Source organism: Streptomyces malaysiense, from assembly GCF_000980885.2.
Taxonomy (GTDB): Bacteria; Actinomycetota; Actinomycetes; order Streptomycetales; family Streptomycetaceae; genus Streptomyces; species Streptomyces malaysiense.
The window spans coordinates 42660-64770 of record NZ_LBDA02000094.1 but is presented as its reverse complement, the minus strand read 5'-3'; the positions used below and the strand labels follow the sequence as shown (position 1 = coordinate 64770).

Sequence of the window (22111 nt, the reverse complement as noted above, 5' to 3'; positions counted from 1 at the left end):
GTCCGCGGCACCACCGGCCCCGCCCACCCCCGGTCCCTCCCCCGCTCCCCCCGCTCCTCTCGGCGCCCTCTCCGAACTCGACGCCGAGGAGCTTCTGGAAGAGCTGGCCGCCCGCGGCCTCCTCGACCCCACCGACGCCCCCGCCCTCGACCAGCTGGGCGCCGGGGGGCTCGGGTTCGAACTGGCGCCGGCGTCGCACGGCCAGGCCTCGCTGTGGTTCATGCAGCAGATCGAGCCGGACGCCGTGCCGTACAACTTCATGGTGGCCGCCCGGGTCCGGACCAAGGTCGACGCCCCGGCCCTGGAGCGCGCCGTGGCGGCCGTGATGCGGCGGCACCCGGCGCTGCGCACGATCTTCGTGGAGGCGGGCGGCCGGCCGTACCAGGTCGTCCTCGACAAGCCGGAGTACGAGTTCCTCGTCGCGGACAGCACGCACCTGGACGACGAGCGGGCCCGCGAGGAACTCGCCGTGTACGGCCACATGCCGCTGGACCTGGACAACGGGCCGCTGGTCCGCGTCGTCCTGATGTCACGCGGTCCGGCCGACCACTATCTGCTGGTCCTCGTGCACCACATCGCCTCGGACGCGGCGTCGGCCGATGTGATGATCCGCGAACTCCAGGCGTTCTACGAGGGGGTCGATCCCGGCGCCGCGGAACCGGTCGCTCCCTACACGGAGTTCGTGGAGTGGGAGCGGCGGTGGCTGGCCGGCCCGGCGGCGGACGCGGCGCTCGACTGGTGGTCCCGGCAGCTCGCCGATCCGCCCGCCCGCCTCGATCTGTCCCCCGTCGAGCGACCGCCCGGCGTCACCTACGAGGGCCGCGACCTCACCTTCCGCTGGAGCGCCGAAGAGACCCGGACACTACGGGAGTTCGCGGTGCGCGAGGGGGTGTCGATCAGCACCGTGGTGCTGGCCGGCTTCTTCGCGACGCTGAACCGCGCGGCCGGCGTCGAGGACTCGGTCCTCGCCACCGCCATCGCCCAACGCGCGGAGTCCGGCTGGGAGTCCGCCATCGGCTACTACCTGAACACGGTGCTGGTGCGGGCGAGGCCGGGCGGGGACCGCGGCTTCCGGGAGCTGCTGCGCGAGGTGCACGCGTTCTCGCTCGGCCTGCTGGAGCACATGAACTACCCGCTCGACCTGCTGGCGTCCGAGCTGAAGCCCCCGCGGGCCGAGGGTCGCTCGCCGTGGTTCGACGTCGTCCTCAACTGGCTTTCCTCGGAGGCCTTCCCGCGCTCCGTGAAGCTCTTCCACGGCATCGGCGACACGATCGCGCCCGAGGGCGCGCTGCCCCTGGAGCCGCTGCCCGTACGCAGGCACCTCGCCAAGTTCGACCTGGAGATCTCGATGGCCGAGATCGGCGGCGAGGTGGTCGGCCACGTCCAGTACAAACCGAGCTACCTGGAGAAGCGGACCGTGACGGCACTGCTCACGCTCTACCGCACCGTGCTCTTCGACTCGATCGCCCATCCCGACCTGGCACTCGACGACATCGCGCCGGGCGGCCGTCCCAAGGAGACGGACCAGTGACCCAGACCCTGCACACCAGGTTCACCGAACAGGCCGCGAGGACCCCGGACGCGACGGCCGTCCTGTCCGACGCCGGGACGCTGACCTACCGCGAACTGGACCAACGGTCGGCCGAGTTGGCCGAGCGGCTCGTCGCCGAGGGCGCGGGTCCCGGGGTCCCGGTCGGCGTCTGCGTCGAGCGCACACCCGGTCTCCTCGTCGCCGTCCTGGCCGTCCTGCGCGCCGGCTCCTGCTATGTGCCGCTGGACCCGAGGTACCCGGCCGAGCGGCTGGAGTTCATGGTGCGGGACAGCGGCACGAACCTGCTGCTGACCACGCCCGCGTCCCGGGAGAGCTGCCCGGCGGGCCCGACCCTGGTCGTGCTGGACGAGGCCGTGACGACGGAGCCCGGCGAGAAGCCCGTACCGGTCGTGCCGGACGACACCGCATACGTGATCTACACCTCGGGGTCCACCGGGCAGCCCAAGGGGGTCGCGATCCGGCACAGCGGCTGCGCGGCCATGCTGACCGCCTGGGACCGGGTTCTCGGCGACCGCGACCTCGGCGGAGTCTGCGCGGCCAGCTCGATCTGCTTCGACATGTCCGTGATGGAGATCTTCCCGGCCCTGAGCCGGGGCGGCGCCCTCGTGCTCGTGGAGAGCACCGTCCATCTGCCCGAGAGCCCGTACGCCGACCGGGTCACCCTGCTGCACGCCATCCCGTCCGTGACGAACGCCCTCCTGGACGCCGGCGGGCTGCCGCCGAACCTGCGCACGGTCGTGTTCGGCGGCGAGCCCCTGCGGCGCAAGCTGGTGGACCGGGTGTACGCGGAGACCGGCGCGGACGTCTTCAACGCCTACGGCCCCACCGAGGGCACCGTCTTCTGCACCCTGGGGCCGGTGCCGAGGGACGGGACCGGCGAGCCCACGATCGGCCGGGCGGCGGCCGGTGCCCGGCTCCACGTGCTGGACGAGGACCGGAAGCCGGTGCCGGCCGGCGTCCCCGGCGAGCTGTACCTCGGCGGCGCGGGCGTCGCGAGCGGCTATCTCAACCGGCCGGAGACCACCGCCGAGCGGTTCGTGCCGGACCCGTTCCGGGACGGCGGGCGCATGTACCGCACCGGCGACGTCGTCGTACTCACCGCAAGCGGTGAACTGGAGTTCGTCGGCCGCACCGACAACCAGGTCAAGGTGCGCGGCCACCGCATCGAGCTGGAGGAGGTCGAGTCCCGGCTGACCGGCTGCCCCGAGGTCCGCGAGGCCGCTGCCGTCGTACGGGGCCGCCGGCTCGTCGGCTACGTCGTGACCGAGGGCGCCGGCCGGGGCGGCGCCCGGCTGGACGCCGGGCTCCAGGCCGCCATCACCGGCAAGCTCGCCGCCGAACTGCCCGAGTACATGGTGCCGCAGGCGATCGTGGTCCTGGACGAGCTGCCGCTGACGCCGGGCGGGAAGCTCGACCGCGCCGCGCTGCCCGAACCGCCGGCCGCCGGCGGCGGGCCGGTGACGGCCGCCGGTACGCCGACGGAGGTGGCGCTCTCCGAGATCTGGGGCCAGCTGCTCGGTCTGGAACCGGCGGGCATCGACGTCCGGGCCGCCTTCTACGACCTCGGCGGCGACTCGCTCCTGCTGGTCCGGCTGGCCCGGCTGATGACCCGGCGCTTCGGCCGCCGGGTGCGGGTGCCCGACCTCTTCCGCTTCCGTGACATCCACTCGCTGGGCCGCTGGCTCGACGAGGACGGCGACGCCACCCCCGAGGTGGTCGAGTCGGCCCGCCGCCGGGCCGCCGTGCGCCGCGCCGCGCTGCGCGGCCGTGCCTCCTCCACCGGTAACTGAGCCTTCCCACCACCCACTTGAGCAGGAGCCCTTCATGTCCGAAAGTCCCGAGCAGGACTACGACCCGGGCGACGTGGCCGTCATCGGCATCTCGTGCAAGGCGCCCGGTGCCCGCACCAAGGAACAGTTCTGGGACAACCTCGTGCACGGCAGGGAGTCCGTGCGGTTCCTGGAGAAGGACGAGATCAAGGTCGACGAGACGCTGATCAACAACCCGTACTACGTGCGGGCCTGCGGCGTCCTCGACGGGTACGACGCGTTCGATCCGTCGGTGTTCGGCATCAGCGACCGGATGGCGGCCGCGATGACCCCGGAGAACCGGCTGTTCGTGGAGAGCGCCTGGGAGGCGCTGGAGGACGGCGGTTACGACCCGGACCGGGTGCCGGGCGAGGTGGGGATCTACGGCGCCAACAACCCGCAGACGGCGGCGCTCTACGGCGCTCCACCGGACCGGGTGTCGGTCGGTCCCGAGGCGATCGAGCACGGCCTGGCGTGGTCGCCGGACACCATGACGTCCAACGCGCTGTACTACATCGGGCTGACCGGCGAGGCCGTCACCGTGACCACCGCGTGCGCCGGCTTCCACTACGCGGTGCACCTGGCCTGCCAGTCCCTGCTGCTGGGGCAGACCGACATGGCGATCGCCGGTGGCGCGATGGTCCGGCTGCCGCACCCGCGCGGTCATCTGTGGGAGGAGGGCCGGATCCTGTCCCGGGACGGCCACTGCCGCCCGTTCGACGCGGCCGGTACCGGTGCCGCGCTGTCCAGCGGTGTGGTCACGATGCTGCTGAAGCCGCTCGCCCAGGCCGTCGTCGACCGGGACCACGTCTACGCCGTGGTCAAGGGCTCGGCCATCAACAACAACGGGGTCAGCGCGATGGCCTACGGGCTGGCGCAGCCGGAGCGGCTCAGCGCGTGCATCGCGGCCGCCATGCAGGTCGGCGGTGTCACCCCGGACACGGTGTCCGTGTACGAGGCCAACGGGCTCGGACTGCCGATCACCGACCAGCTCGAAGTGCACGCCGTGAGCATGGCGTTCGGCAAGCAGACCGGCACCTGTTCGATCGGCGGGGTCAAGGGCAACGTCGGCCACGGCGGGGTGGTGGCGGGCGGCTTCGGCGCCATGAAGGCCACGATGGCGTTGTACCACCGGACACTGGCCCCGACGATCAACCTGACCGAGGCCGACCCGGAGATCGACTTCCCCAGCACCCCGTTCGTGCCGCAGCTGGAGGCCGCTCCCTGGGAGCCGGAGGCCGGCGTCCGCCGCGCGGGGATCACCGCGATCGGCGGCGGGGGCTACAACGGGCACCTGGTGCTCGAAGAGGCGCCGACGCTGGCCGAACGCGCTCCCGAGGCCGTCGGCAGGCCGCGCCTGGCCACCCTGTCCGCGCTGGACGACGACGCGCTCGGGCGCCAGCGCGCCCGGCTGCGGGACCGGCTGCTGGCCGACCCCGGGCTGCGTCTCGACGATGTCTGCTTCAGCCTCAACCTGGGCCGCAGGACGATGGACCGCCGGTGGGCGGCCGTGGTCCGCAGCCGCGAGGAGCTGATCGAGGCGCTGTCCGCCGACTCCGCGGGCGGACCGGCCGTCACGACCGCCGCCGCTCCGCAGGTCGACGTCGACTCCCTGCCGCACGGTGACCGGGGGATCGTGCCGGCCGCGCCGGACGACGACCGGGCGCTGTCCGCGCTCGCCGCCGCCTGGGTGAACGGCCGGCGGGTGGACTTCCGTCCGCTGCACCGGGGCGAGACGAGCCACCGGGTGCCGCTGCCCACCTACCCGTTCCAGCCGCGCCGGTTCTGGCGCACGGAATGGTGACGGCGGGCGCCCCGGCGCCGGCGACCGTGGACCTGGGCGACCCGGACACCTTCGCGGACCACGACCTCGACGGGTTCTGGCGCACGCTGCGGGACACCGCACCGGTGTACTGGAACCCCCCGGCCGGCGGCCGCCGCGGGTTCTGGGTGCTCTCCCGGTACGAGGACATCATGGCCGCCTACCGGGACGATCTGAACCTCACCTCCGAGCGCGGCAATGTGCTGGTCACGCTGCTGGGCGGCGGTGACGCCGGGGCCGGTCGGATGCTGGCCGTCACCGACGGCCGGCGCCACCACGAGCTGCGCAAGATCCTCCAGCGGGTGCTCTCGCCGAGGGTGCTCAGCGATGTCGCGGCGGCGGTGCGGGCCAACACCCGGCGGCTGGTCCGCGAGGCGGTCGAGGCGGGGGGCTGCGACTTCGCCGAGGAGATCGCGAGCCGTATCCCGATGACCACGATCTCCAATCTGCTCGGCGTGCCCGAGCACGACCGGGACCATCTGCTCGCCCAGACCAAGGCGGCGCTCTCGGCCGACACCGAGGACGTCGACGAGGTCGACTCCGAGATGGCCCGCAACGAGATCCTGCTGTACTTCATGGACATGGTCGAGGAGCGGCGGGCGGCGCCGGGCGACGACGTGATCAGCATGCTGGTCGCGAGCTCCGTCGACGGGGTGCCGCTGTCCGACGAGGACATCGTCCTCAACTGCTACAGCCTGATCATCGGCGGCGACGAGACCAGCCGGCTGACGATGATCGACGGCGTGCACAGCCTCGCCGCCCGGCCCGAGCAGTGGCGGCGGCTCAAGGACGGCGAGGTCGCGATCGACACCGCCGTGGACGAGGTGCTGCGCTGGGCCTCCCCCACCATGCACTTCGGGCGCGCCGTGGTCCGCGAGACCGAGGTGCACGGTGTCCGGCTGCGTCCGGGCGAGATCGTCACGCTCTGGCACGCCTCCGGAAACCGGGACGAGCGGGTCTTCGAGCGGCCCGGGGAGTTCGACCTCGGCCGCACCCCCAACAAGCATCTGGCCTTCGGCTACGGCCCGCACTTCTGTCTCGGCTCCTACCTGGCCAGGGTGGAGATCGCCGAACTCCTCATGGCACTGCGGGACTTCACCACCGGCTTCGAGCAGACCGGCGACGCACTGCGCATCCGGTCGAACTTCCTGACCGGGTTCTCCACGCTGCCGGTGCGGTTCCGGCCCGACCCCCGCTCGACGAAGGAGGCGGCAAGCCAGTGAACATCTACCTTTCGGGGCAGGGGGCGTTCGCGGTACAGGTCGCGGACGCCCTGGTGGCGGAGGGCCACCGGCTCGCGGGCGTGGCCGCCCCCCGGCTGCGCAAGGGCCACTCCGACGAGGGCAACGCGCTGTCCTGGGACCGGCTGCGCGCGTGGGCGTATCCGAGGAGCGTCCCCTGGACGGACTCGGCCGAGCTGCGCGCGATGCATGTGCCCGACGGGGTGGACCTCATCGTCGCCGCGCACTCGCACGCCTTCATCGGACGCCGGACCCGGGCCCGCGCCGCCGTCGCGGCCATCGGCTACCACCCCAGCCTGCTGCCGCTGCACCGCGGCCGGGACGCGATCCGGTGGACGATCCGCGACGGGGACAAGGTCACCGGCGGCAGCGTCTACCACCTCACCGAACGCACCGACGGGGGCCCCGTCGCCGCCCAGGAACACCTTTTCGTGCCCCCCGGCTCGACCCCCGGGACCCTGTGGCGCGAACACCTCGCCCCGCTCGGCGTACGCCTGCTGGTCCGGGTGGTCACCGACCTCGCCAAGGGCCGCCGCGTCGAAGTCCCCCAGGACGAGGAACTGGCCACCTGGGAGCCCGCCATGGGCGCGCCCCCGCTGTTCAAGCCCGAACTCATCGCGCTGCCGGGCTCGGAGCCCGTCGACGGCAGCAGATGGGCACTGCACGAGGAGTGATCAGGTGCGGCCGGCCCGCACCGCGCGCCGGAGCGGGTCCGGACCGGTCGCGTGCCGTCCGTCGCGCGGAAACAGTCGCGCGGGGGCAGTCGCGCGGGGTCGTCGCGCGCCGGCCCGCTCGCTCGCCTCGCCGTCCGCCGAGGGAGTGTCGGAAACCTGTCGGCGGCGAAGGTGATCTGTCGGCGGTATGTCGGTGGCGTCCGCGACCTTGGGCGGACCAGGTGGCGCTCCCGACGAGCACACCGCCCCGGAGCGCAAGGAGCCTTCCGACGTGTCCTCTCCCTCCCCGAACCTGTCGTGGGACGTCCACCGCCTGCCGCCCGCCGAGGGCCGGACCTTCCTGGTCACCGGGGGCAACGCCGGGATCGGCTACTTCACCGCGGAGCAACTCGCCGCGACCGGCGCCGTCGTGGTGCTGGGCGGCCGGGACCGCGCGAAGGGCGAGGCCGCCATGGCCTCGATCCGTTCGCGCGTCCCCGGCGCGCTGGTGCGCCACCTCCGGCTGGACCTCGCCGACCTGTCGTCCCTCCCCGCCGCCGTGGCCGGGCTGGACCTCGATCGTCTCGACGCGGTGGTCCACAACGCAGGCGTCGCGCTCGACGACCCGCCACGCCGGGTGACCGAGGACGGCCACGAGCTGATGTTCGGCACCAACCACCTCGGCCACTTCGCGCTGACGCGGTGGCTGGCCCCGCTGCTGACCGCGGCCCCGGCGGCCCGCGTGGTGACGGTGGGGAGCTTCGCGGCGCGGTCCGAGCGACTGGACCTCGGCGATCTGCAGTCGAACCAGGACTACCGGCCCAAGCGCACCTACGGCCGGTCGAAGCTGGCGCAGATGAGTTTCGGCTTCGAACTCGATCGCCGTCTGCGCGCCACCGGCAGCACGGTGCTCAGCGTGGTGGCCCACCCCGGCGGCGCACTGGACTCCCTCACCCCGTCCCGCCCTCCGGTACGTGTGACGTCCCCCGGCGAGCGGCTTCGCGCCCTGCCCGCCACGCTCCTGGTGCAGGGCAAGGACGCCGGGGCATGGCCCGTCGTCCGTGCCGTCCTCGACCCGGAGGTGGCGGGAGGACAGCTGTGGGGGCCCCGGGTGTTCGGGCTGCGCGGCCTGCCGCGGCGTGAGCCCGTCCTCCCTCATATGGCCGACCCGGCCGTCGCCGCTCGTCTGTGGGCCGCCAGCGGGGAGCTGGCCGGCGTCGATCCGGGCCTCGGGTTCAGGTAGGCGCGCCGCCGTCGAAATCCGCGAATCCCGCGAATGCTACGTTCGCGGGAACGGCGGGCGGGACCGGGAGGTGTGCGCGTGGCCGGCGAACGGCCGAGCGTCCCGGCTCGGCGGCACCCGGCCGCCGTGGACGGTGTACGAGGCGTTCCCGGTGCCCGGCCGGATATTCACCGAGGTCGCCGAAATGCCGCACGGGAAGCGGTACTTCCGGGTGGCGCGCACCATCACGCGGGGCGGCTTCGGCCGGCGGGCGCCTCGCCGTCGATCCGGACCGGCGCGCGTACGTGCCGTACCCGGTGGAGACCCGTACCCCTTGACGACCCCGCAGGAGTGTCCCGCGTGACCAGCCGTGTCCTTCTCGTCTCCCCCGCCATGACCCCCTCGCTGCGGCAGGCCCGCTTCTACGACGGCGACCGCGTCGAGGACCTCGGTGCGGCGCGGGCCCGTTCGGCTGCCGGGTCGCTGCCCGCGGCCGCCCGGTCGGTGGTGTCCCCTAGTGCGCGCTGCCGACAGACGGCGCGGGCCCTCGGCCTGGACGGAGGTGTGGAGGAGCCCGCTCTGCGGGGCATGGACGTGGGCCGCTGGCGCGGTCGCACCCTCGACGAGGTGACGGCGGCCGAGCCCGAGGCCCTGGGCCACTGGCTCACCGACCCCGACTGGGCCGGCCACGGCGGGGAGCCGGTGCGCGAGGTGTGCGCACGGGTCGGGGCCTGGCTGGACGGCGCGCGCGACGGTCGTACGGTGGCCGTGGCCGAGCCGGAGGTGGTACGGGCCGCGGTCGTCCAGGCTCTGGGGCTGCCCGCGAGCACGTTCTGGCGACTGGACGTGGTGCCGCTGACGGTGACGGAACTCAGCGGGCGGGCCGGGCGGTGGAACCTCCGGCTCGGGGGGCCGCTGGCCGCGCCGGAGGCGTGAACGAGGGGCGCCCTTCGACGGGTTGAGGGCCGCGCCCCGCCGGGGGTGCGGCCCTCGGTGCGTCATGCGCGCCGGTCGGCGTGCTCGACGCGGTGCCGGTCGGGGTGGGTCACGCGGCACCCGCCGGTTCCGCGGCAGCCCGTGCCGCCGGATCGAGCAGCCGCTCTGCCATGGGGGCGAAGACGAGACCCAGGGTCGCCCAGAGCAGGGCCTGGGCGGCGACCGAGTAGAAGCGGAAGGAGGCCAGGACGTCGGCCGGGAAGCCCGGGTAGACGATGGTGCCCTTGGGGTCGGTCAGCGGCAGCGGGGTCTCGGTGGCGTGGTGGCCGTACTCGCCCACGTTGGCGGAGAGTTCGCCGATCGCCGGGAGCAGCGCCATCACGATGCCGATGGCCACCACGTAGGCGCCGGCGCCCAGCAGGGTGGCGTTCCAGTTGCCGAAGCGCGGCCGGAGGCGCTTGCCGAGCCAGACCGCGGCGACGAGGAAGGCCACCGAGCAGACCACCATCGCCAGATAGAGATTGCCCCGGTCCCTGATCGTCTCGGCGTGGCCGATGGCCGGCGGGTTGGCCGGGTACTTGATGAACGGCACCAGGTACATGCCGAGGAAGCCGCCCAGCGCCACCAGCATCGCCAGACTGCGGGGGCGCAGCTTGCCCGCGCGGCCGAGGCAGACCGCGTAGGCGACGGCGAAGAGGGCGCCCATGGCGACGCCGAAGAGGACCATGCCCACGCCGATGCCGGCGTCGGCCTGGATCGTCCGGCTGAAGATGTCGGGGCCCTCGGCCCCGGCCGTGATTCCGGCGGCCTTGTCGAGGACGGCCTGCGCGGCGTCCCGGCCGCTCTCGTAGTCGATCGCCCTGGCGATCTGGGGCTCGGCGAAGATCCGTGCGAAGACGAAGGCGAGCAGACCGGCGACCGCGCCGGCGATGACGCCGCGCAGAATGAGTCTCTTTTCCATGTTCAGATGTCCGTGCCGGCTCTCGTCAGTGGCAGGGGAAGCCCAGGAAGTGGCGGGCGTCGTGCACGAACTCGTGGACGTGCATGTCCTTGCCGAAGACGGAGTAGGCGCCCTGGTCGACGCCGATGAAGTAGTAGACCGCCAGCGCGAGGAGCGCGGTGCCGACCAGCCACAGCACGGCCTTCGTGGCCGGGAGGACGACGGGGGTGGGAAGCGCGGCGGGCGCGGACAAGCTGCTCATGGGTGAGCCTCCTTCAGGGGATCGTGCGTCCCTCAGCCAATGGAGCGTCGCGATGGCCAGGTGTCTGACTTCGTGCCCGCTCTCGCGGAGAGGCACGTACACAGTGGCGCGACCGTGCTGGATTCCCACCAGCTTCCTCAGACCATCACTATGAGCGGAGAGTACGGAAACGAGGATCGTCCGTCAATCAGGCCGATGCCCGCGGAATACGCGCGTACGGACGCGGGCCGGCTCCGGATCAGCGCGGGGCGAAGCCGGGCCGGTGTCCCGGTCGGCGGGGCTCACCGGGACCGGCCCCGGGACCAGGACATCTTCGCCGCCTGCCCGGCACCGGGACTTCGGCGCCGGTCACTCCGCCGGAGGCGGACGCGTCAGGATGCCGAAGAAGCCCGGGACGTGGCACCGGGCGCCCGGCCGGTGCCGCTCACCGCACCGCCCCCGTCGGATCGCCCGGCCCGGCGAGGCCGAGTTCGCGGTCGCCGAGCGGGGCGAAGAAGCGCTCCACGTCGGCCTCGGCGACCTCGGCCAGGGTCGCGGGTGACCAGTGCGGGTCACGGTCCTTGTCGATGATCTGGGCGCGGACGCCCTCCACCAGGTCGGGGCACTTCAGGCCGACGCACGAGACGCGGTACTCCTGGTCGAGGACCTCCTCCAGGGATCCGAGCCGCCGGGCGCGGCGGACGGCGGCCAGGGTGACCTTGAGCGCGGTGGGCGACTTGGCGAGCAGGGTCTCGGCCGCCGCCTTCGCCTCCGTGCCGCCGTGCGCGAACAGCCGCTCGACGATCTCCTCGACGGAGTCGGCGGAGCAGCAGGCGTCGATCCAGTCCCGTCGCTCGTCCAACTCCCCCTGTGGCGCGGGCTCCACGTGTCGCTCCAGGGCGTCCGGGACGGGCATCCGGGCGAGGTCGTCCAGCAGGACGTCCAGGGCGCCGGACGGCACGTAGTGGTCGGCGAGACCGCACGACAGGGCGTCACCGGCGCCGATCTGAGCGCCCGTCAAGGCGAGCAGGGTACCCAGCTCGCCGGGCGCGCGGGAGAGCAGATAGGTACCGCCGACGTCCGGGATGAAGCCGATGCCGGTCTCCGGCATCGCGATCCGGGAGCGCTCGGTGACGATCCGGACGCCGCCGTGCGCGGAGATGCCGACCCCGCCGCCCATCACGATGCCGTCCATGAGGGCGACGTACGGCTTGGGGTAGCGGGCCGTACGGGCGTTGAGGCGGTACTCGTCCCGCCAGAACGCGGCCGAGGCGGCCCCGTCGCCGTCCCGGGCGTCGTCGTGGACGGCGCGGATGTCGCCGCCCGCGCACAGTCCGCGCTCCCCGGCACCGCTGATGACGACGGCCCGCACGGCGGGATCGTGTTCCCAGTCGGTCAGCGCCGCGTCGATACGGGTGATCATCTCGTGCGTGAGGGCGTTGAGGGCCCTGGGCCGGTTGAGGATGATCCGGGCGGCCCGGCCGCTGGTACGCAGGAGGACGGGTTCCGCGGCGTCGTTGCTCATCCGAAAACCTCCGTCAGGCCGCGGGCCGTGATGACGCGCATGATCTCGTTGGTTCCTTCCAGGGTGTGGTGGACGCGAAGGTCGCGGACGATCTTCTCAATGCCTTGCCCGGCGAGGCAGCCGTATCCGCCGTCCGGTGGCGACCGGGTACCCGGTGCCGGTGGCGAGCCGCTTCGTCACGGCGCACGGATACGGCGTCCGGGACGTCTGGCGGGTGGGCCGGACGGGCCGGGGCGGCGCGATGGCCGCGGTGACGCGAAGGAGGCTGTGGCGGGACGGGCACCGCGGCGGGACCCGGGAGTACGCCGCCCGTGGCCTCGCCGCCGCGCCGGCCCGGGTCCTCAGGGGTTCGCGGCCCGCCCCGGCGGCGTGCAGGCGTACAGGCCGAGGATCTCCGGCAGCGGGGCCACGCCCGGTCCTCCGGAACGGACCCAGTCGATGATGTCCTCGGTCGCCTCCGGGTCGTTGACGAGCCCCAGCCAGACCGGGCGGGCTCCGGCGGCCCGGCCGGCGGTGGAGGGCTGGACGACGATGACGTTGGCCTGGTCGCACACGTCGAGGCAGTCGGAGATCCGCACCGGTACCTCCGCCCGCAGCCGGGCGGTCTGCGCCGCGTGGTCGACGCCGGTCACCTTGGGGCTGCCGCAGCAGCAGTCACGGCACACGACGACACGGCACGGGACCGATCCGGCCATCTCTACCCCCCGCACTTCCGGCTCGACTTGACGATCATCATCTCACCGGCTGACGCGGTGACCAGCCCGGTGGTCCGAACACGTAGCCGACCCGGTCCCGCCACCGCGCCGCGGCGCGGACGTCGCGCCAGGCGGCCGCGTACTCGTGGAAGGCCACCCGCACCGGGTTGTAGGTGCCGATGTTCTTCGTCAGCCCGTACACCACCCGCTCCCCCTCCGGCTCGAACGTGCGCAAGAGCCGGTCCCAGATGATGAGGATGCCGCCGTAGTTGCGGTCCAGGTAGACCTGGTTGGAGCCGTGGTGGACCCGGTGGTGCGAGGGCGTGTTGAAGAACCACTCCACCGGGCGCCACAGCCTGTCCACCCGCTCGGTGTGCAGGAAGAACTGGTAGACGAGGCTGACCGCCTGCTCGACCAGGATCATCCAGGGCGGCACGCCGAGCAGCGCCAGCGGCAGCCAGAAGGGCAGACCGGTCATCGGCGTCCAGGTCTGGCGCAGCGCGGTGGACAGGTTGTAACGCAGGCTGGAGTGGTGCACCACATGGCTCGCCCACAGCACCCGTACCCGGTGGTGGGCGCGGTGGTAGGCGTAGTAGGCCAGGTCGTCGCCGAAGAACAGCAGCAGCCAGGTCCAGCCGGAGGACGGCGACAGGTGCCAGGGGACGGCGGTGTAGGCGGCGGCGTAGACCACGATCGTCGCGACCTTCCACGGCACCGCTATGACCTGGCTGCCCGCGCCCATGGACATGCTGGTGACGGTGTCGCGCAGCTCGTACCCGCGCTCGTCGTCGTCCGGCAGGAAGCGGTAGGACAGCGCCTCCACCACGACCAGCAGCACGAACGCCGGGATCGCGTAGACCACGGTGGGGATCATCGCCGCGCACCCTTCCGGGCGCGCGGCGCGGCGGGCACGCTGCGGGCCAGCAGCTCGCGGGCCAGCAGCTCGGCCGCGCCGGCCTCGCGGGCCGAGATGTGCCCGGCCAGCCGGCGGTGGGCCTCGACGTCGAGGATCTCGCCCGCGCCGAGGTCTGCGGGCACGTCGGCGACCGGGATCATGCCGTCGACCAGGCTGTTGAAGGCCAGCAGGTAGGCGATGTTCCCGGAGCCCTCCACAATCAGCCGCCACCAGGCGATGTAGGTCTCGTCCAGGTCGGTCAGATCGGGCCCGGCCTGCGCGTGCGCCTCCACGGCGGCGGCTATCTCGGCGGCGGCCCGCGCGGAGCAGCGCAGCGCGCACAGCCGGGCGGCGTCGGCGCCGATACAGGCCCGCATCTCCAGGGCGTCACGGGCGATGTCCTGCACGGTGGGCCCGCTGTCGGCGGCGGCGATGCCCACGGCGAGTTCCAGCCCGGCGGTGCGCCGCCAGTCCAGTACCTGGGTGCGGCCGCCATGGCTGACCTCGACCAGCCGGGCCTGCTGGAGCCGTTTGACGGCCTCCCGTACGGCGTGCCGGTTCACCCCGAACTCGGCCGCCAGTTCCCGCTCCGCGGTGAGCGCGCCGCCCGGTGGCAGCGCCCCGCCGAGAATCCTGTCGCGCAACAGGGCGAAGAGCTGGTCGGAGACCGCCTCGCGCCGTATGTGTCCCTCGGTCATGGCGACCAGGGTGGAGGCGGTCCGTGCAGTGGTCAACTGGTTGGACCAGTCTTTCCGCGCGGGCCCGGGAACATGTCGGTGTTCGTCCTGATCCGTCAAACGGCTCTCTTTCCCGGCGCGTTGGCGCGCCGCTCCCGGCCGCCGCCCGGGTGGCCGTGCGAGGTCCCCGGTCTCGCCCCATGCTGGATGGGAGGGGGCGGTACGGCGGAGGAGGAAGTGGTTGCGATGCAGACCGTTGTCGACCTCACGCGCTGCCAGGGCTACGCGCAGTGCGTGTTCCTCGCGCCGGACGTGTTCCGGCTGCACGGCGAGGAAGGACTTCTGTACGCCCCGGCCGTCCCGGACGACCAGGTCGAACGGGTGCGCCAGGCCGCGGCGGCCTGCCCGGTACAGGCCATTCTCCTCGGGGAAGAGGTGAGCGGCGGTGCCCGATGACCTCACGGACGGCCGGATCGTCATCGTGGGCGCCTCGCTGGCCGGACTGCGGGCCGCGGAGGAACTGCGCGAGCAGGGTTTCACCGGCTCCCTGACGGTGGTCGGGGACGAGCCCCATCCGCCGTACGACCGCCCGCCACTGTCCAAGCAGGTGCTGCTGGGCGTCGCGCCGGCCGACTCCACGGGGCTGCCGATGCGCCGCGACCCCAAGGCGGAGTGGCTGCTCGGTGTAAGGGCCACCGGTCTGGACACGCTGGGCAGGCGGGTGCTGCTCGACAACGGGGAGTCGCTGCCGTACGACCGGGTGCTGATCGCCACCGGTACCCGTGCCCGGCCCTGGCCGAACCCGGCGGAGGCGGCGCTGGACGGCGTGTTCACCGTGCGCACCCGCGAGGACGCCGCGGGGCTGGCGGCCGCCCTGGACGCCGGGCCCCGGCGGGTGCTGGTGATCGGCGGCGGGTTCACCGGCTCCGAGATCGCCTCGGCCTGCCGGGAGCGCGGTCTGGAGGTCACGGTCACCGAGCGCGGCCCGGCGCCCCTGGTCGGCGCGCTGGGCGGCACCCTGTCCAAGCTCGCGGCCGTGATGCAGCGCAACAACGGCGTGGACCTGCGCACCGGGGTGACGGTGACCAGGCTGCTCGGCGACAAGGCCTTCACCGGCGTGGAGCTCTCCGACGGCAGCCAGGTGGACGCCGATGTGTGCGTGGTCGCGCTCGGCGCGGTGCGCAACGTGGACTGGCTGGCGGACTCCGGGCTCGCGGCGGGCCCGCGCGGGCTGGCCTGCGACGCGGGCTGCCGGGCCTTCACCATGTACGGCATCGTCACCGACGACGTCTTCGTGGCCGGCGACGTCTCCCGCTTCCCGCACCCGCTCTTCGGCTACCAGCTGCTGTCCCTGGAGCACTGGGGCAACGCGGTCATCCAGGCCGAGGTCGCGGCCCACAACATGGTCAGCCCCGGGCCGCTGCGCCGCCCGCACCTGGCCCTGCCGACGTTCTGGTCGACGCAGTTCGGGCTCAACATCAAGTCGGTGGGGGTGCCCACCTACTCCGACCACGTGGTCATCGCGCAGGGCTCCCTGGAGGCGCGCCGGCTCGCCATGGTCTACGGCTACCGGGGCCGGGTCACCGCCGCGGTCACCGTCGACATGGCCAAGTCGCTCGACTACTACCAGCATCTGATCGAGACCGGCGCGCCGTTCCCGCCGCCGCCGGGCGCCGCCGACCGGGCCATCGCGGCCGAGATCCCGATCCCGTCCGACGTACCGGACCCGTCGGTGCTGTCCCACGGCCCGACGGTCGCACTGACCGGCTATCTGCCGGACCGCCGGCTGACGGTGGTATAGCCCAAGCCCGATACGAGGAGCCGACATGGACCCCGGCACCCTGCTGGCCAGGATCACCGACTACGCCAACCGCCCCGACCCCTACCCCCTGTACGTGGAGCTGCGCGAGGCCGGCGCCGTCGTCCCGCAGGCCGACGGCAGCCTGCTGATCGGCGGCTACCACGAGGTCGCCGCGCTGCTGCACGATCCGCGGATGAGCGCCGATCCCCGCACCCGCGGCGTGGAGACCGCCAAGCCGCCGTTCCTGCGCCTGGACGACCCGGAGCACCACCGGCTTCGCACGCTGGCCATGCGGCCGTTCGGGCCGCCGCACACCCCGCACCGGGTGGACGGGATGCGCACCGAGATCGAGGACATCACCGAGGAACTGCTGGCGCCGTTCGAGCCGGGCGGGCGGATCGATGTCGTGGACGACTTCGCCTATCCGCTGCCGGTCACGGTGATCTGCCGGCTGCTCGGCGTGCCGCACGAGGACGAACCGCTCTTCCGCGCCTGGTCGGACACGCTGGTGGCGTCCGCCGACGTACGGCCGGACGCGAGCTCGGCACCGCGCGACGAGGCCGAACGGGCCCGACAGGAGATGGGCGGGTACCTGGTGGGCCTGGCCGAGCGGCGCCGCGACGACCCGGGCGACGACCTGCTCTCCGCGTTCGTCGCCGAGCCCGACCCCGAGCTGCGGCTCAGCCGGGAGGAACTCGCGCAGACCGCGGTGCTGTTGCTGATCGCCGGGCACGAGACCACGGTCAACCTCATCACCAACGGCGTCCTGACCCTGCTGCGCAACCCCGAGGAACTCGACCGGCTGCGCCGCGAACCCGGCCTGATGCCGCGCGCTGTGGAGGAGCTGCTGCGCTTCGAACCCCCCGTGCACATGCGCGAGCGCATCCCCCTGGTCGACTTCGAGGTCGCCGGCACCACGCTCCCCAGCGGCTCCTCCGTGTTCCTGGCCCTGGCCTCGGGCAACCGCGACCCGCGCCGCTTCACCGATCCCGACCGCTTCGATCCGACCCGGTTCGACAACGAGCATCTCGGCTTCGGCTCCGGCATCCACCTCTGCTACGGCGCCCCGCTGGCCCGCCTGGAGGCCCAGTACGCGCTCACGGCGCTGCTCCCCCGGCTGGCCACGGCGGAGCTGACCGAGGACCCGCCGCCGTACCGGCAGAACGCGATGCTGCGGGGGCCGCGCCATCTGGCGCTGAGGCTCTGACGGTTCGGACGTCTCCCGCCGGTGGCACGGGGCTGGGACGATCGTCCCATGACAGAGATCATCCTGATGTCCGATCCGGAAGTCGCCGCCGTGCCCGTACGGGAGTGCGGTGAGCGGCTGGTGGATGTGCGCCGCGACGGCCGGCTGCCGGTCGACGGACGCAAGGCGGACGAGGACGGTGCGTTCGCCCGGCTGCGGGAGGGCGTGTTCGAACGGCTGCTCACGGCGCAGGACTCACTGCCGAAGGGGCTGCGGCTGCTCTTCGTCGAGGGCTACCGGCCGCCGTCCCTCCAGCGGCGCTATTTCGAGCAGTACGGCGCCGGGCTGAGCGCCGCCCATCCCGACTGGCCCGCCGAACGGGTGCGTTCGGCGGCGAGCCGCTACGTCTCGCCACCCGGGATCGCACCGCACAGCGCCGGGGCGGCCGTCGATCTCACGCTCGTCGACAGCGCCGGCCGGGAGCTGGACATGGGCACCGCGATGAACGCGAACCCGGAGGACAGCGCGGGCGCCTGCTACACGGGGGCCGCCGGCATCAGCGACACGGCCCGCGCCCACCGGCAGGTCCTGGGTACGGCCCTGACCGCCGCCGGACTGGTGAACTACCCCACGGAGTGGTGGCACTGGTCGTACGGCGACCGGTACTGGGCCCTGGCGACGGGCGCTCCGGCAGCGCTCTACGGCCCCGTGCAAGTCGGGTAGACCGGCGCCGGGCGGGGCCGGGGCGGCACCCTCGCCGGCCGGGCCCCAGGCCGCGGCACGGCCCGCGTCCCGAAGCCGTGGCCCACGCCCGGGTGCCGGCCGGGACCGACGCGCCGCCGGCGGGGGCCGCCTGAGCGTGCGAGGGCCTCAGGCCGGCAGCCGGGACCGCACCAGCTCCGCCAGTTCGGGGATCTGGTCGGAGAGGTAGAAGTGGCCGCCCGGGAAGATCCGGAGGTCGAAGGGGCCGGTGGTGTGGGCGCGCCAGGCGTGCGCCTGCTCGGGGGTGACGCGGGGGTCCGTGTCCCCGGTGAGGGCGGTGACGGGGGCGGCGATGACGGTGGAGGGCGTGGCCCGGTAGGTCTCGATGGCCGTGTAGTCGCTGCGCAGGACCGGCAGGATCATGCGCAGGATGTCCTCGTCGTCCAGGAGCCGGTCGTCCGTGCCGCTGAGCCGGCGCATCTCGGCGATGATGCCGTCGTCGTCCCGCTGGTGCACGTTCTCGCCCGCGTAGGCCGACGGGGCGCGGCGTGCGGAGGCGAAGAGGTGGACGGGGCCCTCGCCGTCGCGTTCGAAGCGGCGGGCCACCTCGAAGGCGACGATGGACCCCATGCTGTGCCCGAAGAACGTCAACGGGCGGTCCGCGTAGGGCTGCAGCGCCTCATGGGCGCGGTCCGCCAGCTCCGCGATGGTCTCGATGCCCTTCTCCGCGTGCCGGTCCTGCCGTCCCGGGTACTGCAGCGCGACCACGTCGACCGTGCCGCCGAGGGCCGCGGAGAGCGGGAAGTAGAAGGTCGCCGAACCGCCGGCGTGCGGGAAGCACACCAGCCGGGCGGGCGCCTGCGGCGCCGGGTGGAAGCGGCGCACCCACGGATCGCCGGTCGGGCAGGCTGTCGTCACGGTGTGCTCCAAGGGCCGGGAGAAGCAGGTGGTGGCGGGGTCCCTCGCCGGTCCGGCCGAGGGCCCTCGGCGAACCCGGTCAGACGGTCAACCAGCCCTTTTCCCTGGCCAGTTCGACGACCCGCTCCCTGACCTGGCGGATCTGCGCGGCCGTGAGGGAGTCGACCGAGGCGACCAGGACCTCGGTCAGCTCGGTGCGGAAACGGCCCGCGCCGGTGCCCTCCCCGGACGCCGCGGCGGCGGGGCGCTCGGCGGTGGCGGAGCCGTCGGAGAAGACGGGGCGGTTGGGCAGGCGGTGCGAGGAGGGCTGGTAGACCAGCCGGATCTGGGAGGCCTTCGGTCCCTTGTCCCCCATCTCCAGGTGGAACTCGACCTCGCTGCCCTCGTGGTAGAGGTACTTCTCGTCCAGCAGGTCGTTCGCGTGCATGAAGACGTCCTCGCCCGGTTCGGAAGGGGCGATGAACCCGTATCCGCGGACCTCGTCGAATCGCAGCACCTTGCCGGTCATCAGCACCGCCCACACACCTCCAGCAACACCAGCACAACGACAACGCTGCTGAACTTACACAGGTTCGGGCCCGGTTTCGACCCCGGGGGGCGGTAGTCGTCGGGCGGCCGGCCCTCACTCCGGCAGCACCAGCCGCACCGTACGTCCCGGCCGCACCGTCACCACCTGGTCCGCCAGCCGTACGTCGACGGGGGCGCCCTCGGAGTCGGGCACGGCGATCTCCAGCTGCCTCCTGGCCAGGCGGACGCCGATCCCCCAGTGGCCGAGGTAGCGGATCGAGAAGCCGTAGGAGGAGAACTCGGGCAGCGGGACGGGGTCCAGCCGGAGGGCGCCGTCGCGGGTCTCCAGGCCGGTCAGCCCGCGCTGCACCAGATCGAGGGTGCCGGCCATCGCGCCGAGGTGGATGCCCTCGCCGGTGGTGCCGCCCTGGATGTCGGCGATGTCGCCGCGCAGCGTCTCCTGGACGTAGGCCCAGGCGTCGGCACGGCGGGCCCGGGTCAGGATCCAGCCGTGCACGAGTCCGCTGAGGGTGGAGCCGTGGCTGGTGCGGCCCAGGTAGTAGTCGACCGTCGCCGACCAGGTGTCCTCGTCGATGTCGTGGCCCAACTGCCGGAACAGGGCATGCAGTTCGCGGGGCGCGAAGAGGTAGGCCAGCATCAGGACGTCGGCCTGCTTGGACGCCCGGTAGCGGTTGACGGTGTCGCCCTCGGCCTCCAGGATCCGGTCCAGGCGCCGGATGTCGCCGTAGCGCGCGCGGTAGGCGTCCCAGTCCAGCTCGGCGAGGTCGCCGTAGCCCGCGAACTGGCTGATCACGCCGTCGTGCCGGGGCACATGGAGGGTGTGCGCGACCTCCGCCCAGCGCTCGCTCTCGCCGGGTTCGAGACCCATGCGCTCGGTGAGTTCGCGGCGGCGCGGCTCGGGCAGGGTGCGCAGCAGGTCCAGGGCGCGGGCGAGCACCCAGGCGGCGGTGGCGTTGGTGTACGTGTTGTCGTCCAGGCCCGGCCGGCCGGCGCCGGGATAGGCGTCGTGGTACTCGTCGGGGCCGACCACGCCCCGGATGCGGTGCCGGCCGAGGTGGTCGTCGTACACCGCGGAGTCCGCCCAGAAGCGGGCGATCTCCAGGAACAGCTCGGCGCCCTCGCCCGCGCGGAAGTCGCTGTCGCCGGTGGCCTCGCAGTACCGCCACACGTTGTAGGCGACCGCCGACCCGACGTGGTGCTGAAGGCGGGAGTTGTCGGGCAGCCAGCGGCCGGAGCGGGGGTTGAGATGGAGTTCCTGGGTCTCCTCGTGACCGTCGCTGCCGCTCTGCCAGGGATAGCACGCGCCGCGCCTGCCGAGCCGGGCGGCCGCCCGCCGGGCCGCGTCCAGGCGGCGGTGCCGGTAGCGGAGCAACCCCCGCGACACCTCCGGCAGATGGAGGTCGAGGTAGGGCAGCACGAAGAGCTCGTCCCAGAAGACGTGGCCGCGGTACGCCTCTCCGTGCAGTCCGCGCGCGGGGACGCCGACGTCCAGGTCGGCGGTGTGCGGGGAGAGCGTCTGGAGCACGTGGAAGAGGTGCAGGCGCAGGATCCGGCCGGCCTCGCCGGGTACGTCGAGCACGGTGCGCCGCCACAGTCGCGCCCAGGCGGCGCGGTGGGATTCCCGCAGGTCCGGGAAGCCGGGGGCCCCGGCCAGCCGGTCGAGGGCCGCGCGCAGCGGGTCGCCGATGGCGGGGTCGTGGGACGTGTGCAGGGCGACGGTCTTGTCGACGGTGACGGTACGGCCGGGGGACAGGGCGAGGCGCAGCGTCTGTACGGCGCGGCGGGGTTCGGCGGTGGCGGCGACGGGGGGCGGGCCGGTGAGCCGGCCCGCGAGGGCGATCCGGATGTCGGAGGTGCGGGTGCGGCAGTTGAGCCACACGGTGGCGGCGTCGGCGACTCCCGTGTGTACGCCGGTGAGATGGCGGCCGTCCAGGTCGCGGTAGCGGGCGACGCCCGCGTTGGTGACGTCGCCGTCGAGCGCGGCCTCGACGTCCAGGTCCAGGGCGGCGCCCTCGGCGGTGAACTCCGTTCGGAGCGCGGCCAGATGGGGATCACCGAGGTGGACCAGGCGCGACTGGGTGACCAGCAGTGACCCGTGGGAGCCGAGGGAGTAGCGGGTACGGCGCTCCAGCACACCCGCGTCGAGGTGCAGGGTGAGGTGGTGTTCGGTGACGGCGGCCGTGTCGGGGGTCAGCCAGCCCGCCCCGTCCGCCGACGGACGGAAGCGCAGGGGGAGCCAGTTGGGCAGGTTGACCATGTCCTCGTTCTCGACGCGCCGCCCCGCGATCTCGGAGGTGAGCCGGTTGTAGCAGCCGGCCGCGTAGGTGCCCGGGTAGTGGATCTCGTCGGCGGTGCACTCGGGCAGGGCGCCCCTCGTGGCGACGTAGCCGTTGCCCAGGGTGCACAGGGACTCCCGCAGCCGCTCCCGTTCGGCCTGGTACCCCTCGTACTCCCAGGTCGGCCCGGTCACCGTCATCCCGCGCCCGGCGCACCGGCGGGGAGCCGGCCGGGGGCGCGGGAGGGTTCGCGGCGGCGGACGCCGGTGGCGTGGCCGGGGCGGCGGCCCGCGGGGCCGGCGGGCGTGCCGACGGCGGTGGGGCCCGGGTCCGCGCGAAGCGGGTCCGGCGGGACGCGGTGGCGGCCGGCGTACGGGGCGTGCGGCCCGCCCGGCGTCCCCAGGACGGTCCCCGATCTCGTGGCGGGCGCGTTCTCGCTGGTCATGGGCGGTGGGCCTTCCGGACGTACCGTGGTGCCGTGCGCTCCGCGTAT

21 protein-coding genes and 2 pseudogenes are annotated in these 22111 nt (G+C 73.3%); 12 read left to right on the top strand and 11 right to left on the bottom strand.

Translation table 11 applies throughout. The annotated features are described in order from the left end of the window. The 8 genes and pseudogenes from VT52_RS31460 to VT52_RS31425 all read left to right on the top strand — a co-directional run. Window positions 1-1531: condensation domain-containing protein (locus VT52_RS31460; protein ID WP_240509953.1), on the top strand; the 1531-nt coding region annotated here is incomplete at its 5' end. Next, window positions 1528-3342 (top strand): non-ribosomal peptide synthetase, encoded by a 1815-nt coding sequence (locus VT52_RS31455; protein WP_046420488.1) that lies wholly within the window; start codon window positions 1528-1530, stop codon window positions 3340-3342. The genes VT52_RS31460 and VT52_RS31455, both read left to right, overlap by 4 nt. A gap of 34 nt (window positions 3343-3376) precedes the next feature. Further along, window positions 3377-5164 (top strand): beta-ketoacyl synthase N-terminal-like domain-containing protein, encoded by a 1788-nt coding sequence (locus tag VT52_RS31450; protein ID WP_046420491.1) that lies wholly within the window; start codon window positions 3377-3379, stop codon window positions 5162-5164. Next, on the top strand, window positions 5158-6405 hold the full coding sequence (locus tag VT52_RS31445) for a cytochrome P450 (RefSeq protein WP_046420493.1): 1248 nt from the start codon (window positions 5158-5160) through the stop codon (window positions 6403-6405). Before VT52_RS31450 ends, VT52_RS31445 begins: the two co-directional genes overlap by 7 nt. Continuing rightward, window positions 6402-7097, top strand: coding sequence for a formyltransferase family protein (locus VT52_RS31440; protein ID WP_046420496.1), 696 nt, complete (start codon window positions 6402-6404; stop codon window positions 7095-7097). The genes VT52_RS31445 and VT52_RS31440 overlap by 4 nt, the downstream gene beginning before the upstream one ends. 187 nt (window positions 7098-7284) lie before the next feature. Further along, entirely contained in the window at window positions 7285-8319 is a 1035-nt protein-coding gene (locus VT52_RS31435) for an SDR family NAD(P)-dependent oxidoreductase (RefSeq protein ID WP_107481500.1), read from the top strand. Between the two features lie 100 nt (window positions 8320-8419). Next, a pseudogene (locus VT52_RS36325) lies at window positions 8420-8578 on the top strand (short-chain fatty acyl-CoA regulator family protein); the annotation flags it as partial. Between the two features lie 80 nt (window positions 8579-8658). Next, entirely contained in the window at window positions 8659-9234 is a 576-nt protein-coding gene (locus VT52_RS31425; protein WP_046420501.1) for a histidine phosphatase family protein, read from the top strand. Between the two features lie 109 nt (window positions 9235-9343). Here VT52_RS31425 and VT52_RS31420 read toward each other — a convergent pair whose 3' ends face one another. From VT52_RS31420 to VT52_RS31395, 7 genes and pseudogenes are all read right to left on the bottom strand, one after another. Then, the gene (locus VT52_RS31420) at window positions 9344-10195 is read right to left on the bottom strand and encodes a CbtA family protein (RefSeq protein ID WP_046420503.1); all 852 of its coding nucleotides are present in this window, start codon (window positions 10193-10195) and stop codon (window positions 9344-9346) included. Window positions 10196-10220: 25 nt separating this feature from the next. Beyond that, a complete protein-coding gene (locus VT52_RS31415; RefSeq protein WP_046420505.1) occupies window positions 10221-10436 on the bottom strand; it encodes a CbtB domain-containing protein in 216 nt (71 codons plus the stop codon). A 424-nt stretch (window positions 10437-10860) separates the two neighbouring features. Continuing rightward, on the bottom strand, window positions 10861-11940 hold the full coding sequence (locus VT52_RS31410) for an enoyl-CoA hydratase/isomerase family protein (protein ID WP_046420508.1): 1080 nt from the start codon (window positions 11938-11940) through the stop codon (window positions 10861-10863). Then, window positions 11937-12153 (bottom strand): annotated as a pseudogene (locus VT52_RS39165) (acyl-CoA dehydrogenase family protein); the annotation flags it as partial. The pseudogene VT52_RS39165 and the gene VT52_RS31410, both read right to left, overlap by 4 nt. Window positions 12154-12281: 128 nt before the next feature. Then, on the bottom strand, window positions 12282-12635 hold the full coding sequence (locus VT52_RS31405; protein ID WP_046420510.1) for a hypothetical protein: 354 nt from the start codon (window positions 12633-12635) through the stop codon (window positions 12282-12284). A gap of 37 nt (window positions 12636-12672) precedes the next feature. Then, entirely contained in the window at window positions 12673-13509 is an 837-nt protein-coding gene (locus VT52_RS31400; RefSeq protein ID WP_046420512.1) for a sterol desaturase family protein, read from the bottom strand. After that, on the bottom strand, window positions 13506-14228 hold the full coding sequence (locus tag VT52_RS31395) for a FadR/GntR family transcriptional regulator (RefSeq protein ID WP_046420582.1): 723 nt from the start codon (window positions 14226-14228) through the stop codon (window positions 13506-13508). The genes VT52_RS31400 and VT52_RS31395 overlap by 4 nt, the downstream gene beginning before the upstream one ends. Before the next feature lie 225 nt (window positions 14229-14453). Between VT52_RS31395 and VT52_RS31390 the strand changes: the two genes are divergently transcribed. Genes VT52_RS31390 through VT52_RS31375 form a run of 4 tightly spaced genes read left to right on the top strand, consistent with a single transcriptional unit; the run spans window position 14454 to window position 17917 of the window. Next, window positions 14454-14663 (top strand): ferredoxin, encoded by a 210-nt coding sequence (locus VT52_RS31390; RefSeq protein ID WP_046420515.1) that lies wholly within the window; start codon window positions 14454-14456, stop codon window positions 14661-14663. Continuing rightward, entirely contained in the window at window positions 14653-16008 is a 1356-nt protein-coding gene (locus tag VT52_RS31385; protein WP_046420517.1) for an NAD(P)/FAD-dependent oxidoreductase, read from the top strand. Before VT52_RS31390 ends, VT52_RS31385 begins: the two co-directional genes overlap by 11 nt. Window positions 16009-16033: 25 nt before the next feature. Further along, window positions 16034-17215, top strand: a complete 1182-nt coding sequence (locus VT52_RS31380; RefSeq protein ID WP_046420519.1) for a cytochrome P450 — start codon at window positions 16034-16036, stop codon at window positions 17213-17215. A gap of 48 nt (window positions 17216-17263) precedes the next feature. Further along, window positions 17264-17917, top strand: a complete 654-nt coding sequence (locus VT52_RS31375) for a M15 family metallopeptidase (protein WP_046420521.1) — start codon at window positions 17264-17266, stop codon at window positions 17915-17917. A gap of 147 nt (window positions 17918-18064) precedes the next feature. Here VT52_RS31375 and VT52_RS31370 read toward each other — a convergent pair whose 3' ends face one another. From VT52_RS31370 to VT52_RS38265, 4 genes are all read right to left on the bottom strand, one after another. Next, on the bottom strand, window positions 18065-18814 hold the full coding sequence (locus tag VT52_RS31370) for a thioesterase II family protein (RefSeq protein WP_046420584.1): 750 nt from the start codon (window positions 18812-18814) through the stop codon (window positions 18065-18067). Window positions 18815-18893: 79 nt separating this feature from the next. After that, window positions 18894-19328: a cold shock domain-containing protein gene (locus VT52_RS31365; RefSeq protein WP_046420586.1), complete on the bottom strand. Its 435-nt coding sequence runs from the start codon at window positions 19326-19328 to the stop codon at window positions 18894-18896. 108 nt (window positions 19329-19436) lie between these two features. Next, complete coding sequence (locus VT52_RS31360) at window positions 19437-21818, bottom strand: glycoside hydrolase family 65 protein (protein ID WP_046420523.1); 2382 nt, start codon at window positions 21816-21818, stop codon at window positions 19437-19439. After that, entirely contained in the window at window positions 21815-22063 is a 249-nt protein-coding gene (locus VT52_RS38265; protein WP_046420525.1) for a hypothetical protein, read from the bottom strand. Before VT52_RS38265 ends, VT52_RS31360 begins: the two co-directional genes overlap by 4 nt. Window positions 22064-22111 lie beyond the last annotated feature (48 nt).